Source organism: Desulfurellaceae bacterium (genome assembly GCA_021296095.1).
Classification (GTDB): domain Bacteria; phylum Desulfobacterota; class Binatia; order Bin18; family Bin18; genus JAAXHF01.
The window spans coordinates 371-2,974 of record JAGWBB010000176.1 but is presented as its reverse complement, the minus strand read 5'-3'; the positions used below and the strand labels follow the sequence as shown (position 1 = coordinate 2,974).

The window sequence follows — 2,604 nt, the reverse complement described above, 5'->3', positions numbered from 1 at the left end:
GCTCAAAATACTCCGCGGAAAGATAGGGTGTGATCGGTAAGGACCCGGTTCCCAGCTCTGGGTGGTCGAGCGTCCAGCGTTTGCCGTTCACGTGTGTGTCTGTACTGTCTTGCATCGCATCCCTCATCGATGTGTTGTCCTTGAATTATGATGTTATCCTGCTCCATCTCGGTCGGGAATACAATGGACGCCGCGCCGTCGCTTTGCAGCTGAACAAATTTTCCTGCTCGGGAGCCGTCGGGTTGACAGGCCGGCTGCTGTGGGGAGATAAAGCCGTATGGTGCAGGGTTCTTTCCCGATTCTGGACAGCCTGACCCCGTAGCCGAAGACAAGGAGGGCGGTCATGAACTTTCAGGTCAGCGAAGCAGGGACACGCCTCCAGCAGCGAAGCCGGCGGTTGGCAGCAGACTTCGCCACCCGAGCCGCCACGCATGACCAGGAAGCCAGCCATCCGCTGGAAAACTATGCGGCCCTGCGCCGGGAGGGTTTCTACAGTCTCAATGTTCCCCCAGAGATGGGCGGAGAGGGCGTCGGGCTGCTCAACTACTCCCTGGCGGCCGAGGAACTCGCCCAGGGCTGTCAATATGCACCTGTCGATCATCGGTCCCCTTTTTGAGAGTCCAATCGTCCCCCCGGACACCAAGCAGCGCCTGGCCGATCTGGTCGTCAAAGAGCAAAGGCTGATTGCCGGGAACTTCTCCGAGCCGAGGACGTCCGGACTGCTGGCTACCTACCAACCGGCCACGCGCGCCCGGCAGGTTGCGGGCGGATATCAGATCACCGGCAGAAAAGCGTTTGCTTCCATGTTGGAAGCGGCTGACTTCTGTGCCGTGCTGGCGCATCCCGAGGAGGTCGATAAGCCTGGGGCCGCTCTCCTGCTGATGGTTCCACGCCGGGCGCCGGGACGGCGCGTCGACGAGATATGGGATACGCTCGGTATGCGGGCGACGCGTAGTGACTCTCTTATTCTCGAAGACTGTTTCGTGTCGCAGGACGCCGTGCTCTACCAGACCGACGATATCCTGCCTTTCATCCGTAGTGGGGCGAACTGGCTGTGGGCCTCCTATACGGCGGTGTATCTGGGTGTAGCCGCGGCCGCCTACAACGCCGTACGTGAGCTGGTGCAGGAAAGGGTCCCGCGGGGCTATACCCAGCCGATGGCCTACCACCCGGATGTGCGCCGGCGGGTGGCCGATATGAGCGTGGACCTGGAGGCCGCCCGGCTGCTGACCTATCATTCGGCCTGGCTCAGCGACACCCAGGGACCGACCTCGGAGACCGTGGCGGCGCTGTTCCGCGCCAAGTATCTGGTTGGCGAGGCCGGGGCGCGGATCACGCGGACGGCGCTCACGCTGGGAGGCGCCCATGCGCTCTTCAAGACCGTCCCGCTTGAGCGGCTGTTCCGGGACGGCGCCGTCGGGCCGGTCCAGTTTCCACCCAGCGACTATTGTCTGTCCAGCGTCGGGACCCTGGAACTCGGGCTCGATCCGAGCGAGATCGTGCCGCCGCTCAAATAAGGAGGAAGAGGCTATGGCAACGGACAACAGCACATCGTACGTCTTCGCCGGTCTGGCCGGTGACACCAGCCCAGGCATCGAATGGGTAGAAAAGCATATGGGTATCAAGCTGGTCGTCAAAAGCGGCCTGTATCGGAGTGTGTTCGGGCAGGGGGAGTGGGAGCCGATCACGCAGGGGCTGCCGGACGCGCCCGAGGTCCGCGCCATCACCATCCATCCCCACCGGCCCGAGGTGGTCTACGTCGCCACTCAAGAGGGCCCGTACCGCAGCGATGATCACGGCGACCACTGGGAGAAGGTGGTGGTCCCTGACCACGGCCTGCCCATGTGGTCGCTATTATTCCATCCGGCCGACCCGCAGATCATGTTCGCCGGGTACGAGTCTGCGGAGATATATCGCAGCGACGACGCCGGAGAGCGTTGGCATCAGCTCCCGGTGAGCGTCCGTTTCCCCGATGTGACCATGCCTCCTCAGGGCATACCGGCCAAGCGGGTGCTGATGATGTCCGGCAGCGTTGCCGACCGGGACGAACTGTACGCCTCCCTGGAAGTCGGGGGGCTGCTCCGGTCTCTGGACGGGGGGGAACACTGGCAGAACCTCAGTCACGGTCAATACCTCACCGACGATACCGTGGACATGCACGGCGTGCTGGCCAGCCGTCTGAGTCCGGGAACGGTCACGGCCATCTGTCGCGTCGGTATGTTTCGCAGCACCGACCGGGGCGACCACTGGCAGCGCGTACCCATTGAGCCGCTGAACGACCACGGCACCACTTATTGCCGCTGCCTGCGTGAGGTGCCAGGTATGCCCACCAAGCTGTGGCTGTCCGGCGGGGGCGATTTCGAGAGCAACGTCGGTGGCCTGTTCCACAGCGAGGACGGCGGTCTGAACTGGGAGCGGGTGGATATTGGCCATGCGGTCAACAGCACCCTCTTCGCCATGTCCATCGACCAACGCCACACCGACCGTATGGTCTGCGCCAGCAAAAAGGGTCAGGTGTTCACCAGCGCTGACGCCGGGGCGACCTGGAGTGCGCAGGCGCTGCCGGCGGACGCCGATCAGGTCTATTGCGTGGCCACCGGCTAG

General features: G+C 63.5%; 3 protein-coding genes. All 3 read left to right on the top strand.

All coding sequences use genetic code 11. The features are described 5' to 3' along the window. The first annotated feature begins 343 nt into the window (after window positions 1-343). From J4F42_22520 to J4F42_22510, 3 genes are read left to right on the top strand one after another with little or no spacing between them, the layout of a single operon-like run. Window positions 344-616, top strand: coding sequence for an acyl-CoA dehydrogenase family protein (locus tag J4F42_22520; GenBank protein MCE2488298.1), 273 nt, complete (start codon window positions 344-346; stop codon window positions 614-616). After that, window positions 585-1,517, top strand: a complete 933-nt coding sequence (locus tag J4F42_22515) for an acyl-CoA dehydrogenase (protein MCE2488297.1) — start codon at window positions 585-587, stop codon at window positions 1,515-1,517. Before J4F42_22520 ends, J4F42_22515 begins: the two co-directional genes overlap by 32 nt. 13 nt (window positions 1,518-1,530) lie before the next feature. Next, window positions 1,531-2,604 (top strand): hypothetical protein, encoded by a 1,074-nt coding sequence (locus J4F42_22510; GenBank protein ID MCE2488296.1) that lies wholly within the window; start codon window positions 1,531-1,533, stop codon window positions 2,602-2,604.

What these genes read in the sequence shown, in the direction of transcription:
- J4F42_22520 (MCE2488298.1), top strand. Translation starts at nt 344, where the DNA reads ATGAACTTTCAGGTCAGCGAAGCAGGGACACGCCTCCAGCAGCGAAGC.
- J4F42_22515 (MCE2488297.1), top strand. Translation starts at nt 585, where the DNA reads ATGCACCTGTCGATCATCGGTCCCCTTTTTGAGAGTCCAATCGTCCCC.
- J4F42_22510 (MCE2488296.1), top strand. Translation starts at nt 1,531, where the DNA reads ATGGCAACGGACAACAGCACATCGTACGTCTTCGCCGGTCTGGCCGGT.